Consider the following 18,676-nt stretch of genomic DNA (forward strand, 5'->3'; position numbering starts at 1 on the left):
CCCGGCACCGCTTCGTTCTGCGTCGCTGCATCAGCAGCAGAGAAACGAGATTATGAAGAACTTTCGCTACGCCGTCAACAGGTTTTTCTAACTTCCTGAACCCGCCCACATCGCGCAAAGCCTTGCCACTGCTGGCTCTCCCGCTCCCCGTGCCCCGGTGTCCGAAGCACGAAAGAGCGAGATTCTAGCGAGCCGGACGGCCCCTTGCAAGCGTTATTTTGATACGCATGGACTGCGCCAGAAATGGCGCGAGAATTGAAAACGAGTGGCACAACAAGCTCACCCGAAGCTCAACCGAAAACCACCTCGTTCACGTGGTCACGTGCTTCTGCATCACGCGCTCGACTACGCTCAAAAAATGATCGAGCCCCGGCGTCGCACGGTTCTCTTCTTTTGCGCGATCGTCCCATTTACGCAGACGCAATGCGTCTTCCACGTAGGGTTTCTGCAGGAACGCCTCAGCCTCTTCCTTGCTGAAGATGCCGCCTTGCAATTCAAGGCTCCGCACCGAATCGGCGGAAAGCTGGCCGAAGTACGCATCGTCGATTGCGCAGAGGCAGCGTTTGGCGTCGACGTGCAAGCGGATCGGCTCCAATACCGCGTCCGACAACACCGGCCGCAAGAACGGCAGCGCGAAATACTGATGCAGATCGTCGATGCCCCGCTCGGTCGGCGTTTCGCCTTGCAGATTCAGCAGATGGCCGAGGTCATGCAAAAACGCGGCGGCGACGAGTTCATCGTCGGCACCCGCCTCTTCCGCCAGTGCGCCGCTTTGCAGCGCATGTTCAAGCTGCGTCACAGGCTCACCGCTATATGCGAGCTTGCCGTATTGCTCATATAACGAACGGATGTCGTTCAGACTCAATGCCACGTTCTTACTCCCACGGTAATGAAAAGGTCTTCAGATTGGTAAAGCTCTTCATCGCTTCCTGAACACCTTCCTTATAGCCAAGCCCGGAATCCTTGATGCCGCCGAACGGCGTCAACTCGATCCTGTATCCCGGCACTTCCCACACGTTGACTGTTCCCACGCGCAATTCATTGATGAAGCGCGTGATCGCGTCCTGCCGGTTCGTGCACACACCGGACGACAAGCCGAACGGCGTGCCGTTACTGATACGGATAGCGTCGTCGAGCGTATCGAAGGTAATGATCGGCGACACCGGGCCAAACGTTTCCTCGCGCACCAGCGTCATTGACGGGTCGACGCCATCGAGCACGGTCGGCGAATAAAGCGCGCCGTCGCGCTGATTGCCGATGCGCAAGCGCGCGCCACTCGCCACAGCCTCGTTCACACGCGCCTCGAATAGTTGCGCTGCAGCGACGTCGATCACGGTGCCCATCTGATTCGACGCGTCGAATGGATCGCCATAGGTCCATGCGCGCGTCTTCTCCACGACCAGATCGGTGAAATCCGCCGCGATGCTCTTCTGCACCAGCATCCGTTTGACTGCAGTACACCGCTGCCCGGAGTTCTTATACGAACCCTGCACGGCCAGTGTCGCCGCACGATCGAGATCGGCGTCTTCGAGTACGATCAGCGGATCGTTGCCGCCCAGTTCCAGCACAACGCGCCGGTAAGCCGCCTTCGCCGCAATGTATTTGCCGATCGCCACGCCACCGGTGAAAGTGACGAGATCGGCCAAAGGATGCGTGATCAGTTCGTCGGCGATTTCGCGCGGATCGCCGGTCAGCACCTGCAGCATCGGTGCCGGCAAACCCGCTTCATAAAGAATGTCCGCCAGAAAAAACGCCGACAACGGCACCTTCTCCGACGGCTTCAGAACCACACGATTATTGGTGGCAATAGCCGGCGCAATCTTGTGCGCGACCTGGTTCATCGGATGGTTGAACGGCGTAATCGCGACGATCACACCCGCCAGCGGCTCACGCTGCGAAAACACCCGGCGCTTCTTGCCATGCGGCGTGAGATCGCAGGAAAAACTCTGCCCGTCGTCGCGCAGGGCTTCGATCGAGGCGAACTTGAACACATCGGCGACGCGGCCGATCTCGTAGCGCGAATCCTGTTTCGACAAACCCGACTCGAGCGAAATCAGATCCGAGGCCTCCTCGGTCCGCTCCCGCAGCAACGCCGCAGCGCGCTCGAGAATCTGCGAGCGCTCGTAGCGCGTGAGCTTCGCTTGATAGGCGGCGGCGTATTCAAACGCGGCGCGTACATCGTCGATGCTCGCCAACGGGACCGTGCCCACCCGCGCCCCTGTATAAGGATCGAACACATCGAGCGTGCGCGAGCGCGTCGCGTGCTCGCCCTTAAGCCGCAGCGCTTCCGCCCGAAATGCCGGATGATCCCGCAGCACGGCGTTCATGATGACGACACGTGATTCAACGCGACGTCGAAGATATCGAAGTTGCGCAACCGTTTCCCGGAGGGCAAACCCTCGACGCGCCGATTGAACAGCAACGGCACTTCCTGCTCGGAGATGCCGCCGTGCGAGCGTAACGGCACGGTCAGTCCGGACAGATCGTGCTCATCGCGACGCGTGCCGAGCGCCACATGCCGGGTACTGACCACGACGATATCGCCGACGCGGTCGTTCGGCAGCTCGAAGCGCTCGCACGCGGCGCGATTGTCGAGCACGACTTCAATGCCCTGCAATCCGCCGATCCGTTCGATCACCTGCGTAACGCTCACATCGTGCGGCAGGTAAATCGTCGCGAATGAACCGAGCGCGCCGTGATGCACGACATAGGGATCGGTAATCGGCAAGATGACACGGGCGCGGCGAGCACCAAGCCATTCATCAAGCACATCCTGCAGATAGATCACATTCGGCTCGCCGGTCTTCGGATCGTGCTTGGCGTTCATGCCGTGGTCGGCGGTGAGGCCGATCACCCAGCCGAGCGCATCGAGTTTGGCGAGGTAGCCATCCATCATCGCGTAGAACGCATTCGCGCCTTCGGTACCCGGCGCCCATTTGTGCTGGATGTAATCGGTGGTCGACAGATACATCAGGTCGAGCTTGCGGGTTTCAGCAAGCCGCACGCCGGCGGCGAACACGAACTCGGACAAACCCGCGCTATACACATCAGGCACCGGCAAGCCGACCAGATCGAGTACTTCATCGATGCCGTTTTCTTCGCGCGTCACCTTGTCGGCTTTTTCCGCCGAGAAGCAGATGCCCTTCAATTGCCAGCCGAGCAGCCGGCGCAGCTTGTCTTTCGCGGTGACCACGGCGACCGCCGCGCCCGCTTCCGCAGCGGCAGCCAGCAAGGTCCCCGCACGCAGATAGGCCGGATCGTTCATCATCACTTCCGCGCCTTCGCCGCCGTTCGCGTCCGGGTCCCAGAAGTAGTTGCCGCAAATGCCGTGAACCGAGGGCGGCACACCGCACACGATCGAGAGATTATTCGGGTTGGTGAACGACGGAATCACACAGTCGCCCTTGAAGGCCGCGCCACCCTTGAGCATCTTGCCGATGAAAGGCGCGACGCCCGCCGCGACCGCGGCTTCGAGGTAATCGTATTCGCAGCCGTCGACGCACACTACGACCGTCGGTTGCGAGGGCAGCCGGTAACTGCGGCCGTTGACTTCGATCGTACGTTCGCTTGCGTTTGCCATCATTACCTTCCATCCGTTGAGAGCACGCGTGCTCTGGTCAATCCGTTGCAGCCAGCCTCAATCGTTCGATGCCGCCGACATCTGCACCGCGCCCAACGGCCCCGCCGGTTCGCACGCCTCACGCGCCCGCTGCAAGCCGCCGTTCACATGCGCATGCATCAGCGCCGCGGCATGTTCGGCGTCGCGCGAGGCCAGCGCCGTCAGAATCGCACGATGTTCGGCGAGCGAGCGCTCCATCGCGTCGGCATGCACCACCAGCGCGGCGCGGCGAAACAGACTCAATTCGCTCACCAGCCTTCGATATGTCTCGTACAGCTTCACATTGCCCGACGCCGCCACGATCGCGTCGTGAAACGCCACGTTGGCGCGCGCGTAGGCATCGTGATCCTGCGCATCGAGCGCGGCGCGCATCGCGTCGAGCCACTCACGCAACACCGCAAGCTTCTGCGCATCGATACGCGAAGCCAGCATCCGGCACGCCGCTTCCTCAAGCACCGCGCGCACCGCATAAATCTCGTCCGCTTCAGCCAGCGACACCGTCCGCACAAACACGCCGCGGTTTTTCTCGGTGCGCACGAGGCCCGCTTGCTCCAGCGCGCGAAACGCCTCGCGCACCGGCCCGCGCGACACTTGCAGACGCGCGGCCCAGTCGGCTTCGTTGAGTTTGTCGCCGGGTGCGAGCGCCCCTTCGATGATGTGCCGTTCGATTTCGTCGCGGACCAGCGTCGTCAGCGAATGCCTGCGCACAACCTCAATCGGATCGACAGAAGCAGTTTGCATATATTCGGTCATTTTGACAAATTTCGCCACATCGATATGTGTTTGCGCGTTTGAGTGCCCGCCGCCTGGCATGCGCACGCAAACACAACAATCAGAAGGTGCCCGTCAGTCCACCCGACGGCGCGGGACACGCGCCGCGATCAGCAGCAGCGCAGCAAGCGAGACCATCAGCAGAATCAGCGACAACGCGGAGGCCGGCAGGTAATACCCGCGCTCCACCTGCCCGACTACCACGATCGGCACCGTCGCAAAGCCCGGCGGGTACACGGTGAGTGTGGCGCCGAGTTCGCCGAGCGAAAGCGCGAAGCCGAGTGCGAGACTCGCGCGTATTGCCGGCACCAGTTGCGGCAGCACGACGCGGCGCAGCACCATCGACGGCGGCGCACCCAGGCTCGCTGCCGCTTCGCGCAGAATGGTCAATTCCGGACGCAACGCGGCGGCCGCGCAGCGGTAGCAGAACGGCAGCACCAGCGCGAGCTGCACGAACACGACGATGGCCGCCGAGCTCGACAGATCGAGCGGACGCTTGTGGTACGCGATCAGCACGGCCAACCCGAGCACCACGCTCGGCACGCCGTTGGGCATCATCGCGATGGTGTCGACGAACGCGCCGAGACCGCGCCGGTCACGGCCTTCGAGCGCCAGTGCCAGCCACAGTCCGAGAATCGTGCCGAGCACGGCAACGCCCATGCCGATTGCGAGGCTCGTCGTCAGCGCGTCGAAGTCGCTGGAGCCGAGGCGCTCGAACCAGCGCGTGCTGAGGCTGTCGGGCAGGATCGTGCCCGACCAGTGCCCGGCCACGCTCGACAGCGCGACCACCAGCACCGGCAGGACGAACAGCCAGAAGCACAGCAACGCGGCAAAGCCGAGAAACAGACTGCCGAGTATGCGTACCGGCAGACTGCGGCGCACCGGCCGCGCCTTCTTGTGCATAACCGGCAAAACGGTTGGGTCGAGTTCAACGGCCATGGCCCGCTCCTTTCACCTTGCGACGGTTGACCTGGCGGTACAACGCGTACAGCGACAACGACATGATCAGCATCACGACCGCGCCGGCGGCGGCGGTCGGCAGATCCAGGTCGACGGTCGCCGAGCTGTAGATCGCGACCGGCAGCGTAATCAGATGCGCGCTGCCGAGCACGAGCAGAATGCCGAACTCGTTCAAGGTCAGCAGAAAGCACAGGATCGTGCCCGCGGCGATGCCCGGCCACGCGAGCGGCAGGATCACCTTGAATGCAACCATCCAGCCGCTCGCGCCGAGACTGCGGGCGGCTTCGATCAGACGCATGTCGAGCGTGGCGAACGACGCCAGCGTAGGACGCACGACAAACGGCGCGTAGAAGACCACTTCCGCGAGAATCACGCCGCCCACGCCGAACAGGAAATTGAGCGGCGGCGCCTCGAGATGAAACAGCTGCTGCAAGGCGATGCTGACCGAGCCTTGCGAGCCGTACAGAAAGATCAGCGTGAACGCGACCAGAAACGACGGGAACGCGACGAACAGCTCAAGAAAACGCGTAACCATGCGCGCGCCGGGAAACGGCTTGAAGAACAATAGCGACGCGAGGCCGATACCGAGCAACGATGCGAGCCCGGCGCTCACACACAGAATCCACAGCGTGGTGCCGACTACGCCGCGCGTTTCCGGATTGCCGAAAAACGCCGAGTAGGCCTGCAGGCTCAAACCGTGCGGGCCCGTGAAACTCAACAGCACCAGACGTACAAGCGGATAGATCACCAGCGGACCCAGCACGACCACCGCAAGGAACAGCAGGTGCCATTGCGCCGCGCGTTCGCGTCGCTTCACCGCCGCCGTGTGCGAGGCCGCACTCGCGCTGCGGCGGGCATCGGCAGCGGCTTCGCTGATCGAATTTGGGGTATCAGGGGTTGATAAGGACGACATCGTCAGCCTCATAACGCAGGGAAACACGCGCGCCCTTCTCCGGCATCATGCCGTGGCCACGCTGCATGGTGACCAGCACGGGCTCGTTAGGCATCGCGTCCAGAGCGATCGACACCGACAACACCGCGCCGTACCATTCGACCGACGTAATCGCGCCGTGCAATTGCCCCTCGCCAAGCGGCACGATACGCAGCGCTTCCGGACGCAGACAGGCCACCCGCTCGCGCTCGTTGTAGCGCACGTCGTCCATGCCGAATGCGACCTGCGGCGGCAACAGATTGGCCGCGCCCAGATAACGCGCGACGAAACCGTCGTTCGGCGTGTCGTACAACTGTTGCGGCGTGCCGAGTTGCGCGATGCGGCCTTCGCGCATCAGCAGCGTGCGGTCGGACAGCACCAGCGCGTCGTCCTGATCGTGCGTCACGCAGACGATCGTCAGATTCGGCAGACGCTCGTGCAGCGCCTTCAGTTCGGAACGCACCGAGGCGCGCAGATTGGCGTCGAGTGCGGAAAGCGGTTCGTCGAGCAGCAACACATCGGGCTCGATCACAAGCGCACGCGCGAGCGCCACGCGCTGCTGCATGCCGCCCGACAATTGCGCCGGCATGTGATGCCCGGCGTCGCCCAGTTGCACGAGCTTCAACGCGTCGGCGACACGTCGCGCGACATCCTTCGACTGCGTGCGGCGCGCACGCAACCCGAAAGCCACGTTGTCGAATACCGATAAATGCGGGAACAACGCATAGCTCTGGAACAGCAAGCCGAGATTGCGCTTATGCGGCGGCACGTGCGTCAGGTCGTGACCGGCGACGGTCAAGGTGCCCGACAGTCCGTCCGCTTCGATGAACCCGGCGATGAAGCGCAACAGCGTGGTCTTGCCACAACCGCTGCGACCAAGCACGGTGAGCAACTCGCCGCGCTGAATGGTCAGCGACAGATCGTCGAGCACGGTGCGCGTGCCGAAGCGCACCGTCAGATGGTCGATCTGCACGCCGCCCGGCGTGTTCGAACGCGCGCCGTCGAGCGCGTCCGGTGAGGCGCCGAGCGCGCCTGGGTGAGCAAGACTGGCCGTATTCACCGGGTTCATCCTCCAACTGGATTAATGCTGATACGGCGCCCCGCACGAATGCGAGGGCGCCGCCTGACTCAATGGCGAACGGTCCGGCTTACTTCGGCTTGACGACTTCGATCTGCTTGCCCGACGAACCGATCACGTCGCTCTTCCAGCGTGCCGTCCAGTCAGCCTTCTTCGCCATCACTTGCGTCCAGTCCACCGGGATCAGCGTCACGCCGGCGATCGCCTTCTTGACTGCTTCGCCGTTCTTGCCGGCGAGCGGCACGTCCGTGCGGCCCGGGATGCCGAAGATATCCGGCACCTTGGCTTGCACGTCGGTCGACATCAGGTAGTCGATCAGCTTCTTGCCTTCTGCCTGATTCGGGCCGTTCTTGATCAGGCCGATCGCGTACGGCAACTGGAAGGTGGTCGGCTTATCGCCGGCTTTGGCTGCGAGGAAAATCGGCTTGAGCGACAGACCGCCGTTCGCTGCATCGTCCAGATCCATCTGCAGGTCGCCGTTGGCGAAGGCGATTTCGTTACGCGAGAGCAGCACGTCGAGGTAGCCCGTGCCCTTGGTGTGGAACTTGGCGCTCTCTTCGAGCTTCTTCAGATAGTCGAACGCCTTGTCTTCGCCCATCAGCGACGTGGTCAGGATGATCACGGCCATACCGTCGCCAGCCGTAGCCGGGTTCGAGTAGGCGACCTTGCCGGTGTAGTCCGGGTGCAACAGGTCGGCAAAGGTCTTCGGCTGGTTCTTCGTGACGTCCGGGTTGATCGCGAACGAGAAGTAGTTGTTCACGAAAGTCGCCCACGAACCGTTCGGCGCCTTGGCGATCGCCGGCACGTTCTTGTAGTTGGCGCTCTGATAAGCCTGCAGCAGGCCGCTCTGGTCGGCTTGCTGGATGAACGGCGGCAACGTGACGATCACGTCGGCCTTCGGCTGATCCTTCTCGATGGTGGCGCGGTTCACCACTTCGCCGCTACCTGCCGTGACGATGTTGACCTTCACGCCTTCCTTCTTTTCGAAGGCCGGCAGCACATCCTTATAGAGGTTTTCGAGGCCGTCGGCGGTGTACAGCACCACTGCGTCAGCCGCATGGGCCTGCATCGCCGTGCCGCCGAATGCTGCCGCGGCGATCAGCGCCGGCAACAGTTTGCGTGCGAGGCCAGCCGTGGCGTGAAGGGAATTCGTCTTTGTCATGTCGCTCTCTCCGAAAGGCAAAAAACCAGACGGTCGGGATATCCCGATACCTGTTGTGATTGAACGGCGGTAGCGCCGCGCCGCTTGCGTGTTGCCCGCAGCCAGTTGCCGTGCAGTTTCGCCTGAATTCGCGCGGATTGCAGATTGCCGACAACTTTGCCGCTTCTTCTCCAGCCTGACTTACAGCTCATCTATGACACTCGCGCTGCCGGCCATGCCTGAACGGGCACGGCAAGGATCACAGGTTTCCATGACAACGCCATGACCATTCTGTCGAATTCCAACAATTGACACAATTCGCCAATAATATCCAAATCAATCCTTTCGTCACCCTCCCCGGGCGACGGACATTCATCTGATGACGGAGGCTCTGTGATTCCTGGAAACGATCCGATCCTGTTGACCCCGGGCCCGTTGAGCACTTCGCTGCAAACCCGCGAGGCGATGCTGCGTGACTGGGGCTCGTGGGACGCCGCTTTCAACCGTATGACCCATAGCGTGTGCGCTGACCTGGTCAAAATCGTACATGGTGAAAGTGACTATGTATGCGTGCCGCTTCAAGGCAGCGGCACGTTCGCGGTCGAAGCGGCGCTCGGCACGCTGGTGCCGCGTCAAGGCTGCGTGCTGGTTCCGAACAACGGCGCGTATTGTGCCCGTCTGATCCGAATATTGCAGCGAATGGGGATCGCTTATGTGGAACTGACGCTGCGCGAGGACGAACCGGTCAGCGCGGCCGCCATCGAAGACGCCCTGAATCGCGACTCGCGTATCACTCACGTTGCGCAAGTCCATCTGGAAACGAGCGCCGGCCTGCTCAATCCGCTCGACGATATCGCCGCGGTGTGTCAGCGGCACGGCAAAAGTCTGATCGTCGACGCGATGAGTTCGTTCGGCGCGCTGCCGATCGATTTACGGCGCGGCGGCATCGACGCGCTGATCTCGGCGAGCGGCAAATGCCTGGAAGGCGTGCCGGGCATGGGATTCGTGATTGTGCGGCGCAGCGTGCTGGAGCGGAGCGAAGGACGCTCGCCGTCGCTCGCGCTGGATCTGTACGATCAATACGTCTATATGGAGAAGACGACGCAGTGGCGTTTCACGCCGCCGACTCATGTGGTCGCGGCTTTGCGTCAGGCGCTCGATCAGTTCATCGCGCAAGGGGGACAAGCGGCACGCGGCGCGCGCTATACGCAGAACTGTGCGGCGTTGGTAAGCGGCATGAAAGCGCTCGGCTTCGAACCGTTTCTGAAACCCGATGTGCAGGCGCCGGTGATCGTCACGTTCTACGCGCCGGCCGACCCCGCGTGGAATTTTGCAAACTTCTATGCCGCGGTGCGCGAGGCGGGTTACGTGCTGTATCCCGGCAAGCTGACGCAAGTGGACACGTTCCGCGTGGGTTGCATCGGCGCGATCGATGCGAACGAACTGCGTAACGCGGTCGCCGCGATCGACCGTGCGCTGAAATGGCTTGGGATTCGCGTGAAGTGAAGTGACGTGGATGCCGCGGAGCGGCCGTGGTGCGCAGGTACGTGGGGCGCTCGCTCACGCGCCCAGGCCGCCAGCCGCTCGGGTGCTCCGTGGGCGCAGCCGCTCAGGCGATCAGGATTTCCGGCCCATGCACCGTGATCGCCTTGCCGAGCGCCTTCTCCGGCGCCAATTCGGTGACCAGATAGCGCGCCGATTCGATACCGTTGATGCGCACCGGCGTCACGCGCCCGAACTTCGAGTGGTCGGCGACGACCACCACCGTGTCGGCGGCGGCGATCATACGGCTGCGCACTTCGGCGGCCATGCGGCTGTAGTCGGTCAGGTAGCCGTCCGGCGAAATGCCGCCCGCGCCAATGAAGGCGAAGTCGGCGTGGTACTGCGTCAACTGATGGACCGTGTCGAGGCCGAAGGTGGCGTCTTCGATATCCGACAGTTCGCCGCCGAGCAGCGTCACGCGGTTATCGTTGCGGCGGCCAAGCAGCAGCGCGATACGCCAGTCGTTCGTATAGACGGACAGGCGATGCCGGTCGAGCAGCGCCCGGGCCACCGCCTGGGTGGTGCTGCCCGAATCGATGATCAGCGAGGCGCCGTCCGGCACGAACTCGGCCGCGCGTTCGCCGATGGCCCGCTTGGCGCCGGCGTTGGCGGCTTCTCGCGTATCGAGGTCGGGCTCGCGCCGGTCGCTGGATAGCGCGCCGCCGTGGGTCGTGACGAGCAGACCGCGCCCGGCCAGTGCATTCAGATCGCGGCGGATCGTCTCGCGCGACACATTCAGTTCGCGCACCAGTTCAGCGACCGAGAGCGCGCCGGTTTTGGCGACTTGCGCCAGGATGTATTGGTGACGTTGTTCTGCGAGCATCTATTGGAGGCCGGGAGCCGGCACGCTTGGGTTTCGCCACGATTGGAGAAGGCCGCGGTATTGTATTACGCGTGGCGCGGGGATGCTCCTCTTACGGCGCTTACCTGCTAACCTGAACGCCCTGGCCGCGCGCCGACGCCTGTCGAAGCCGCGTAGTCCGCCAACCGAACTGCCGATGCCGCCACTGTTTCGCCGTTTACTGCTGCTGTTCCACGCGTTGCGTTATGGCGCACGCCTGATCTGGCTTGCCGCCCCATCCGACCACAAACTGCACTGGATGATCGAGCTGATCGGCCGCGTGCACGCGGCCGGGCGCAGCGGCGCGAGCCTGCACGGCGTGCTGCCCGCGCTCGGGCCGCTCGCAAGCCGCTTCGCGCAGACCCTGGTCGAGCGGCCCGAACTCGCGACCGGCACCCTGCACGATGCCATCGACGCAATCGATCATCTCGAAGCCCCGCTGCCGCCGCAGGAATCCGAACAGGCTTTGGCACGCGCATTCGGCCGGCCGCTCGCCACGATCTTCAGCGCAGTCGATCTGGTGCCGGTGCGCGGCGGCTTTGCCGAACAGACGCACTTCGCGCGGCTCATCGTGCCGGTCAACGGCCATAGCGAAGTGGCCATCAAGCTAGTGCGCGCTGATCAGTTGCAACAGATCGGCGACGAACTCGCGCTTCTGCGCTGGGTCGCGCGCTGGCTGGAGAAATTTTCCGGCTCGGCCCGCCGCCTGCAACTGCGTACGTTGGCGCAGACCTTCACCGACGAAATCCTGCGCCGTTTCGATCTGCGTGCCGAAGCCGCCAATCTGAGCCAGACCGGCCATCATTTCGACGGCGACCGGCGCATCGTCGTGCCGGTCGTGATCTGGGACCTGTGCACCAACCAGACGCTGACGATGCAACGCGTCAGCACCTTGGCCGCCAGCGACCTGCCCGGCCTGCATTTGCATCACGTCAAGCTTGCGCCGCTGGCCGCGCATATCGTCGAGGTGGTGACTGAACAGGCATTCGAGCACGGCTTCTTTCACGCGACGCTCGATGCGCGCAAGGTGCGCGTGAGCATCGAACCGGACACACTGGGACGTCTCGTGCTGGCGGAGTTTTCGATCATGTCGAGTCTGTCGACCGGCGAGCGCGAATTCTTCGTACACGGCGCGACTGCCCTCTTCGACCAGGACTACGGCCGGCTCGCCGAACTGCATCGCGACGCCGGTCATGTGTCCGACGACACGCGCAAGGAGATGCTCGAAGCCGAGTTGCGCACGCGCGCCGAAGCGCACTTCGCAGCCGCGCCGGAGGACCGCTCGGCGGGTTCGCTCTTTCATCATCTGCTGCACGCCGTGCATCCGTTCGACGGCGCCGTGTCCGGGCGGCTCGCCACCGCCCAGCGCTCGTTCCAGCAGGCGGAAATGCTCGCGCGTGCGCTGCATCCAGGCGTCGATACGTGGAATGTCACACGCGGCGTGCTGGCGGGCATAGCGCGGCGCGACATGGATCACCGCGGCTGGATCAAGCGCATCTCGCGCGAGTTGCCGCATTTGGCGCATATGCTGCCGCGCGTGCCGCAACTGGCCGTGCGCTATCTGCAGCATGAGCACGATCGCGCCCGCACCCCGCAGCAGAATGCACAGTTGATGCTGGATATCAGCCGTGAATATCGGCGCACGCGTGTGCTGCTGTGGGCGTGCGCGGTGTGCGGCGGAGTACTCGGCGCGGGGACGGTATTGCTGATGTGGTGATGATTGCAGCTTCGAACAAGACGCGCGTCTTGCGTCCCGGCAGTTCGATATCGGCTCAGCACCCTCGCCCGCCGCTTAACCCGCCGCCTAATCCGCTGTGTCGGCGCCGGCCGGCACTTTCGCGCGCACCTTGCTTCCCGGGGCTGGCGCCCAGGCCGGGCGACTCTTGCGCGCCGAATCCACCACGACGATGTAGCGCCCCGCCCACGGCGTCACCTGGCGATCGCTTTTCAATACCCACAGCGATTTGCCGGACTCGACGAGCGCGACATATTCAGCGTCGAGAATGCCGTAGTGGTCGATAAACGCATTGAGCGAAGCAGGAATCCGCACGCAGCCCTTCGAATGACGAATACCGAGCAGCGGCTCGAGCCGGTCCGGATCGGTGGCGTGCATCTGGAAACGCATCTGCGACATGCCACCCTTGCCCCAACCCCGTTCGCCCTGCGCCCAGCCGAGGTCGAAGATCCGCATGTCGCGCTTGCCGTAGCCGCGGATGTGGTTCTCGTTCAGCGTGCCTTCCGAGCGAAAGTCCATGTTGGACGGCGTATGTTCGAACACGCCGAGCGGCGTGATGAAGTGGTCGTACTCGCCAGGCCGGCCCGTCGAGACCGGCGAAGCGCCGATCATCTGCCAACTGTCGGACGGCGCTGCCCGGAAATAGATGAACAGCGCCTGCACGTTCGCGTTGCGATCGACCAGCACGACATACTCGCCCGACAGGCTGCCGAGCATGTGCTCGCCGAGCGCCGTTTGCAGACGGTCGGCATAGGCGCGCTGCTCCGTGGCCGGCACTTTCAGCCGACGCGTGACGTCTTGCGCGAACACGTCCCGCAGCAGAAACGCGCGACGCGGGTCGATCACGCCGGCCGCATCGGGCGCGGCAACCGCAGACGCGTCGACCGCGCGCGCCGGGCGGTTCGCCACTACGGATGCCGGCGGCCGGGCAGACGTGCTGCCCGAAGCCGAGGCTGAGGCTGTGCCCGACGCCGCGATAGCGGCGCCACATGACGCCGCGCAAAAGACAGCCGCAAACACGCGCGCCAGATAGCGCACTGAACCAACGGCGCGCGCGAAACTCGGCACGAAGCGTAAATCCGACATACACACCACTTCGCTTCGACGATCTACCGATGCGGAAGTACTGCGGTCCGGTGCAGGCTGGCGAGGCCAATTGGGGTAGTTCATCGCGTATTTGAGCAAACCTGATTATTATTGATTGCTCGCCGGCTCACGGCGGCGCTCGGAACGAGGATGTTACTAAGCACATTGGCATCTGTCGATGAAGACTCGGCTAATTCACCCATATCACCGTATTAACAACCGATATTCGACGCTCTGCGCCGCGGTCTTAAAAGCAGCGCGAAGTGAATTGAAAGCCAATATCCGCGATAAAACCGCGAAACCGATTCGTCACGACATGCTCGCGGAATCGGCTCGTTCGTGGACCGGTCGCTCGTGCAATCCGCGCGAGCGTTCGTGGTCGACACTCGCGTTACCGCACATGGAGGAAAGAGGAACATGACGCAACAAGACCCAGCCGCACGCCAGGCAAGCATCGCAGCGGAAATGCATGTCGCCGCCGAGTTCGACGCCGCACAGGAAATCGAGCGCCGGGTCGCCTTTCTGGCGAACTATCTGCGCAGCAACGGCCTGAAAACTTACGTGCTAGGCATCAGCGGCGGCGTCGATTCGACTACCGCTGGTCGGCTTGCACAACTCGCGGTCGAGCGGCTGCGCGCCGAACACTACGACGCGCGTTTCGTCGCGATCCGTTTGCCCTACGGCGTGCAAAAAGATGAAGCCGACGCGCAGCAGGCCTTGAGCTTCATTCGCGCGGACGAAAATCTCATCATCGATATCAAACCCGCCGCCGATGCAATGCTCGCCGCACTGGATAACAGCAGTGTGCGATTTAACGACGACTCCCAGCAGGATTTCGTCCACGGCAATATCAAGGCGCGCCAGCGAATGATCGCGCAATACGCGGTAGCCAGCGCACGGGCGGGCGTGGTGATCGGCACGGATCACGCGGCCGAATCGGTGATGGGATTTTTCACGAAGTTCGGCGACGGCGGCGCCGATGTGCTGCCGCTCACTGGCCTGAACAAACGTCGTGTGCGGGCACTGTCCAAAGCCTTGGGCGCACCCGAATCGCTGGCGCACAAGGTACCGACCGCCGACCTGGAAATGTTGCGTCCACAACGACCTGACGAAGACGCATACGGCATCCCTTACGATGATATCGACGACTTTCTGGAAGGCAAACCGGTGAGCGACGCGGCGCGCGCAACGGTCCTGCGCTTCTATGACGTCACGCGGCACAAGCGGGCGCTGCCCTACACGCCGTTCGATTGGCCAGTGAAGACAGGCGGGGAATGAGAAAAGGGAAGTAAAGAAAAGGGAAGTAACAACCAGAATGCGCGGGGAGGATGCCCGTCAGGAATTTGCGCCTGACGCAGCGCGTTCTCCCCACGCGGCGCATTCGAAGCAATCGGCAAACGCGGTTGCGACAGACTCAGTGAGCAGGCGGTGTGTCGTCACTAAACAGATCAGCACTGGCCTCGAGCGTCAGGCCGCCCAAATGCTTGCCGTGAATCTGCCGCGCGATCACCTCGCCCACATACGGCACTTCCGCGTTTAACTCGACAGTAGCGTAGGCGCTGGGTTTTCCGGCGTCGACCACCTCGACGTGTTTCGCGTAATGCCCAAGCTCACGCTTGAGGAATTCCCGCACTTCCTGCTCGCTGCACGATTCCGCGATATTGCGCACGATCAGGTTCATGCCGCCTACCCTCGGCGCGCGCTGCGATCCGCAGCCTGCACTCGCACCGGGCGCAGCGCTGCACGCTGTTTCGCCTGAGTAGCCGCGAGTTGGCGGATCAAGGCGGCGCCGGCGGCACCCACAGCAGCCAATGTCAGATAGAAGGCAATCATTTAAATCTCCCCTTCGAATTTCGTCCTGTTTTCAGGATAGCCACAATCGACAACAAAAGCGACGCGACACAATGTCGTAAAACGGACCTACGAAAAACTTCCGTTAATGCACTGTACCTGAATAAGCAGCGATAAAAATAGCAAAACACATGTTCATTCAGTGGTGCAGGCCCGGTACACGCACCAGACGCGGACGCTGGGCGCAAAAATCGGGCCGCACCGGACAGCGGCATGCATCGCCAGCGGCATCCTGCGGGGGACGTGCGCAAAGGGCGGGCTGATCGTCGGGATCAGTCCGCCGCTTGCACGTTCGCCGCGCTCACCCACCATGCATTCTTGCCTTACGGCACGTGAACCAGCACCGCGGACGAAGCGTCGACGCCGTCGGAGACAGGCGGCCTCATGGCACGCTGTCGCGACCGTCGCCTCGTCCGTTGCTGTCGCCGGTTGCGACATCGAGACGGCTCACATCGCAAGACGTCTGGCTAAAGCCCGAATAGACCACCGACCAGTTACCGACAATCGCGGCTTGCGCCTCCGCGAGACTCAGCTTCCCTTCGCAAACGCAGCGTTTGAGCATGACCGCGGCGCGCGCCTTGCGACGCTCGCCCTGCTGGCCTGCCCACGGCAGAAGATCGAGATTGGCGGGTGCGTTCGGCGAGCCGCCGAGCACAATGGGCACGCGCCTGTCCAGCGCGAAAGCGGGACCGTTGTCGGCAGTGATGCCGCGCGCGGCAAGCATGCGGTCCTTGTGGGCCATCAACTCGTCGAACGGTGGTGCAACCGTGTCCGCATAGCCGGGTCGGCAAATCGTTTCACCGACCGACTCCTGCGTGACGCGCTCGTCGAGCATCGCTGAATCCTGAGCCTGGACTTCACCGACGCGCAAGGCGAATATCGCGGTGAAACCAAGCAGGAACGCAAGACGCATCTTGCGGCCGGGACGCGCCGCACTCCACCGGCGCGCAGGCGTCGGCGGAACCGTCTGGTATGTCCTGCTGGTTGCGTCGCTGTGATAGATGATGCGGCGCCCGTCTGCAATGCCTGCGTTCATTCGTTGGCGCGCCGGCAGCGGCGCGCAATAGTTCAATTCGCAGACTAATTAAAACACATTCAAAATCCTTGCGCGAAAAAGGCATACAGACGCAGGTTAGTGAAGATGCGCCCCAAGGCGCTCGCAAGTGAACGCCAGCGCGGTCCTGGCGTGCACGAATACACGTGGCAGGACCGTGTCGACACACGGTACAAAGGCGGCGCAGTTGCCTGAGCCGCGTCCAGGCACGGCTCAGGCACCGCGCAACCGCAAGCTACTTCGCCTTTTGCACCACCCGAGCCTGCAAGGCGCGGATACGGAAGAGCGCCTGGGTATTGGACACCGTCGTGTCGTACATCTTCGCGAGATCCGCCTTGAGCGCGGTGCGCGAACCACCGTCGAGATAGACCATATGTCCCGACGGATAAAAACGCGCCGACAGATTCTGCCGGACCTGCTGGCTGACAAGCGGCATTTGCTGCAGATCGAGCACGGTCTGATAGAACGGCGTGACGTAGTCGAAGAAACCGTTCGCCGACAGCACCTTCAGGTCAGGATTGAGCGCCATCACGGCGGCAAGGTCGCCGGCGGTGTACAGAATGATGTTGCCCTTCGCGTCGAGCCCCTTCTGCGCGCCGGTCGGATCGATATGGCTGAAGTCCCAATACTGGAATGCCTGATCGTTGAGGTCCGTGAACGCCGAATTCGACGTGTATTTCAACTGCTCATTCAGATACACGTTCCACATCGTCGTATAGACGCCCGTCACCGCCGTCATGGTCGGATCGTTGCCGCCGGAATTCGGGTCGATCTTGCCGGCGATGCCGGTGTTGATCGCCGTCACGCGGCCGTCGTATTCGCCGAGCGCGAGACCCTGCGATTTCAGCAGCGTGGTCAGGAACAGCGAATTGCCGCGGCTGTCGTACGACGCGATGTCAAGGCTCCAGGCGAGCAAGGTGGTTTTGTCGATACCGGTGTATTCGCTGAGTTTTTCGACCGTTGCGGAATCCGTCGTCGGAAACTTGCGCAGCGCCGCCAGATAGTCGGTGCGCGCGAATTGCGCCACTTCTTCGGCAAACGTGCCGAGGTCGGTTGGCCGCGGCGCAATGCCGAGTTTCTTGTGATACCACGCATCCGCCGCGGTTGTGGGCAACGCGCCGACCGGGTTGCCGGATTGCGTGTAGTCGAGAATGGACGATTGCAGCGTGATGCCGTTCAGATCGACGCCGTCTTCGTGCAGCCGGTACGCCAGCACGCAACTGCGCGCCGTGCCGTAAGACTCGCCGAACAGGTACTTCGGCGAATTCCAGCGATTGTTCTTGGTGAGAAAGCGCTTGATGAACTGCTTGATCGAGTCGGCGTCCTGGTCGACACCCCAGAAGGCACGGTTCGTCTTCGGCGCAATGGCCGCCGAGTAGCCGGTGCCGACCGGGTTGATGAAGACGAGGTCGCTCTTGTCGAGCAGGCTGTCCGGGTTGTCTTCCATCGAATATGGCGCGGGCGGCGTAAAGCCCGGCATCGATGTCTTGATGCGGCGCGGCGCGAACGAGCCCAGCAGCACGAACACCGAAGACGAACCCGGGCCGCCGTTGTAGAAGAACGTTACCGGGCGGGTTTCCTCCTTCTGGTTGTCCTGCGTGAACGCGACGTAGAACATCTTGGCTTCAGGCTGCGAACTGCTTGGGTCGACAATGACGAGGTGACCCGCCGTCGCCGTGTAGTTGATCTTCTGGCCGCCGATCGTGGTCGAATGGTGCGTCACCGCGGCTGTTTCCGAGGTATCGGTGACGGAATCGTCCGGACCGTTGCCATACGCGACCGGGTCGAAGAACGGCTGATCTCCGGCTTTGTGCGACGTGCCGGCGGCGGCCGTCGCGGGCGAAGCATGCGTGTTGTGTGACGACTGCGGACTAACGGAAGCTGACTCGGTGTTCGTCATGATCGCTCCATGGATTCGTTAAAGTCTTGGTGTGTCTCTCTTGATGTGTCTCGATGTCTCTTGATGTCACTCGTGTGTCCTGCGTTGCCTGCGTCTCCTGAAGGCAAGCACCGTACCGCCTGCGGCCAGAACGCAACGCACCGGGACCAAGCGCGGACAGCCGGTGA

17 protein-coding genes are annotated in these 18,676 nt (G+C 62.8%); 3 read left to right on the forward strand and 14 right to left on the reverse strand.

What is annotated here, in order from left to right; all coding sequences use genetic code 11:
* Positions 1–310 precede the first annotated feature (310 nt).
* The 8 genes from M0D64_RS02535 to phnS form a co-directional block, all read right to left on the reverse strand.
* Complete coding sequence (locus M0D64_RS02535; RefSeq protein WP_266256494.1) at positions 311–871, reverse strand: phosphonate degradation HD-domain oxygenase; 561 nt, start codon at positions 869–871, stop codon at positions 311–313.
* 4 nt (positions 872–875) lie between these two features.
* Positions 876–2,327 carry a phosphonoacetaldehyde dehydrogenase gene (phnY, locus tag M0D64_RS02540; RefSeq protein WP_266256495.1) on the reverse strand — a complete coding sequence of 484 codons (1,452 nt, stop codon included), beginning with the start codon at positions 2,325–2,327 and terminating at the stop codon, positions 876–878.
* Complete coding sequence (gene phnA / locus M0D64_RS02545; protein WP_266256759.1) at positions 2,324–3,580, reverse strand: phosphonoacetate hydrolase; 1,257 nt, start codon at positions 3,578–3,580, stop codon at positions 2,324–2,326. Before phnA ends, phnY begins: the two co-directional genes overlap by 4 nt.
* 57 nt (positions 3,581–3,637) lie before the next feature.
* The gene (locus tag M0D64_RS02550; RefSeq protein WP_266256496.1) at positions 3,638–4,372 is read right to left on the reverse strand and encodes a phosphonate utilization associated transcriptional regulator; all 735 of its coding nucleotides are present in this window, start codon (positions 4,370–4,372) and stop codon (positions 3,638–3,640) included.
* Between the two features lie 93 nt (positions 4,373–4,465).
* The gene (gene phnV, locus M0D64_RS02555) at positions 4,466–5,329 is read right to left on the reverse strand and encodes a 2-aminoethylphosphonate ABC transport system, membrane component PhnV (protein ID WP_266256497.1); all 864 of its coding nucleotides are present in this window, start codon (positions 5,327–5,329) and stop codon (positions 4,466–4,468) included.
* Positions 5,319–6,263 (reverse strand): 2-aminoethylphosphonate ABC transporter permease subunit, encoded by a 945-nt coding sequence (locus M0D64_RS02560; RefSeq protein WP_154564295.1) that lies wholly within the window; start codon positions 6,261–6,263, stop codon positions 5,319–5,321. The genes phnV and M0D64_RS02560 overlap by 11 nt, the downstream gene beginning before the upstream one ends.
* Complete coding sequence (gene phnT, locus M0D64_RS02565; protein ID WP_266256498.1) at positions 6,241–7,341, reverse strand: 2-aminoethylphosphonate ABC transport system ATP-binding subunit PhnT; 1,101 nt, start codon at positions 7,339–7,341, stop codon at positions 6,241–6,243. Before phnT ends, M0D64_RS02560 begins: the two co-directional genes overlap by 23 nt.
* Before the next feature lie 88 nt (positions 7,342–7,429).
* On the reverse strand, positions 7,430–8,521 hold the full coding sequence (gene phnS, locus M0D64_RS02570) for a 2-aminoethylphosphonate ABC transporter substrate-binding protein (protein ID WP_266256499.1): 1,092 nt from the start codon (positions 8,519–8,521) through the stop codon (positions 7,430–7,432).
* A gap of 375 nt (positions 8,522–8,896) precedes the next feature.
* On the opposite strand from phnS, the gene M0D64_RS02575 reads away from it, so the two are divergent.
* Positions 8,897–10,006, forward strand: coding sequence for a 2-aminoethylphosphonate--pyruvate transaminase (locus M0D64_RS02575; protein WP_266256760.1), 1,110 nt, complete (start codon positions 8,897–8,899; stop codon positions 10,004–10,006).
* Between the two features lie 103 nt (positions 10,007–10,109).
* Here the strand turns inward: M0D64_RS02575 and M0D64_RS02580 are convergent, their stop codons facing one another.
* Positions 10,110–10,865, reverse strand: a complete 756-nt coding sequence (locus M0D64_RS02580; protein ID WP_266256500.1) for a DeoR/GlpR family DNA-binding transcription regulator — start codon at positions 10,863–10,865, stop codon at positions 10,110–10,112.
* A gap of 175 nt (positions 10,866–11,040) precedes the next feature.
* On the opposite strand from M0D64_RS02580, the gene M0D64_RS02585 reads away from it, so the two are divergent.
* On the forward strand, positions 11,041–12,600 hold the full coding sequence (locus tag M0D64_RS02585; RefSeq protein ID WP_266256501.1) for an AarF/ABC1/UbiB kinase family protein: 1,560 nt from the start codon (positions 11,041–11,043) through the stop codon (positions 12,598–12,600).
* Between the two features lie 87 nt (positions 12,601–12,687).
* Here M0D64_RS02585 and M0D64_RS02590 read toward each other — a convergent pair whose 3' ends face one another.
* Positions 12,688–13,704, reverse strand: a complete 1,017-nt coding sequence (locus M0D64_RS02590) for a L,D-transpeptidase (protein WP_266256502.1) — start codon at positions 13,702–13,704, stop codon at positions 12,688–12,690.
* A gap of 417 nt (positions 13,705–14,121) precedes the next feature.
* Here M0D64_RS02590 and nadE point away from each other — a divergent pair, with 417 nt between their 5' ends.
* Entirely contained in the window at positions 14,122–14,982 is an 861-nt protein-coding gene (gene nadE, locus M0D64_RS02595; protein ID WP_266256503.1) for an ammonia-dependent NAD(+) synthetase, read from the forward strand.
* 136 nt (positions 14,983–15,118) lie between these two features.
* Here nadE and M0D64_RS02600 read toward each other — a convergent pair whose 3' ends face one another.
* The 4 genes from M0D64_RS02600 to M0D64_RS02615 all read right to left on the reverse strand — a co-directional run bounded on the left by M0D64_RS02600 (position 15,119) and on the right by M0D64_RS02615 (position 18,509).
* Positions 15,119–15,385: an RNA-binding protein gene (locus M0D64_RS02600; RefSeq protein ID WP_154564309.1), complete on the reverse strand. Its 267-nt coding sequence runs from the start codon at positions 15,383–15,385 to the stop codon at positions 15,119–15,121.
* A gap of 5 nt (positions 15,386–15,390) precedes the next feature.
* Positions 15,391–15,537 (reverse strand): hypothetical protein, encoded by a 147-nt coding sequence (locus tag M0D64_RS02605; RefSeq protein WP_266256504.1) that lies wholly within the window; start codon positions 15,535–15,537, stop codon positions 15,391–15,393.
* Between the two features lie 400 nt (positions 15,538–15,937).
* The gene (locus M0D64_RS02610; protein ID WP_266256505.1) at positions 15,938–16,591 is read right to left on the reverse strand and encodes a hypothetical protein; all 654 of its coding nucleotides are present in this window, start codon (positions 16,589–16,591) and stop codon (positions 15,938–15,940) included.
* Between the two features lie 253 nt (positions 16,592–16,844).
* Complete coding sequence (locus M0D64_RS02615) at positions 16,845–18,509, reverse strand: S10 family peptidase (RefSeq protein WP_154564313.1); 1,665 nt, start codon at positions 18,507–18,509, stop codon at positions 16,845–16,847.
* Between the last annotated feature and the right edge of the window lie 167 nt (positions 18,510–18,676).

This window comes from Paraburkholderia sp. WS6 (assembly GCF_030464835.1).
Taxonomy (GTDB): Bacteria; Pseudomonadota; Gammaproteobacteria; order Burkholderiales; family Burkholderiaceae; genus Paraburkholderia; species Paraburkholderia madseniana.

What these genes read in the sequence shown, in the direction of transcription:
- M0D64_RS02615 (WP_154564313.1), bottom strand. Translation starts at nt 18,509, where the DNA reads ATGACGAACACCGAGTCAGCTTCCGTTAGTCCGCAGTCGTCACACAAC.
- M0D64_RS02605 (WP_266256504.1), bottom strand. Translation starts at nt 15,537, where the DNA reads ATGATTGCCTTCTATCTGACATTGGCTGCTGTGGGTGCCGCCGGCGCC.
- M0D64_RS02600 (WP_154564309.1), bottom strand. Translation starts at nt 15,385, where the DNA reads ATGAACCTGATCGTGCGCAATATCGCGGAATCGTGCAGCGAGCAGGAA.
- M0D64_RS02550 (WP_266256496.1), bottom strand. Translation starts at nt 4,372, where the DNA reads ATGACCGAATATATGCAAACTGCTTCTGTCGATCCGATTGAGGTTGTG.
- phnA (WP_266256759.1), bottom strand. Translation starts at nt 3,580, where the DNA reads ATGGCAAACGCAAGCGAACGTACGATCGAAGTCAACGGCCGCAGTTAC.
- phnV (WP_266256497.1), bottom strand. Translation starts at nt 5,329, where the DNA reads ATGGCCGTTGAACTCGACCCAACCGTTTTGCCGGTTATGCACAAGAAG.
- nadE (WP_266256503.1), top strand. Translation starts at nt 14,122, where the DNA reads ATGACGCAACAAGACCCAGCCGCACGCCAGGCAAGCATCGCAGCGGAA.
- phnS (WP_266256499.1), bottom strand. Translation starts at nt 8,521, where the DNA reads ATGACAAAGACGAATTCCCTTCACGCCACGGCTGGCCTCGCACGCAAA.
- M0D64_RS02585 (WP_266256501.1), top strand. Translation starts at nt 11,041, where the DNA reads ATGCCGCCACTGTTTCGCCGTTTACTGCTGCTGTTCCACGCGTTGCGT.
- M0D64_RS02610 (WP_266256505.1), bottom strand. Translation starts at nt 16,591, where the DNA reads ATGAACGCAGGCATTGCAGACGGGCGCCGCATCATCTATCACAGCGAC.
- M0D64_RS02580 (WP_266256500.1), bottom strand. Translation starts at nt 10,865, where the DNA reads ATGCTCGCAGAACAACGTCACCAATACATCCTGGCGCAAGTCGCCAAA.
- M0D64_RS02560 (WP_154564295.1), bottom strand. Translation starts at nt 6,263, where the DNA reads ATGTCGTCCTTATCAACCCCTGATACCCCAAATTCGATCAGCGAAGCC.
- M0D64_RS02590 (WP_266256502.1), bottom strand. Translation starts at nt 13,704, where the DNA reads ATGTCGGATTTACGCTTCGTGCCGAGTTTCGCGCGCGCCGTTGGTTCA.
- phnY (WP_266256495.1), bottom strand. Translation starts at nt 2,327, where the DNA reads ATGAACGCCGTGCTGCGGGATCATCCGGCATTTCGGGCGGAAGCGCTG.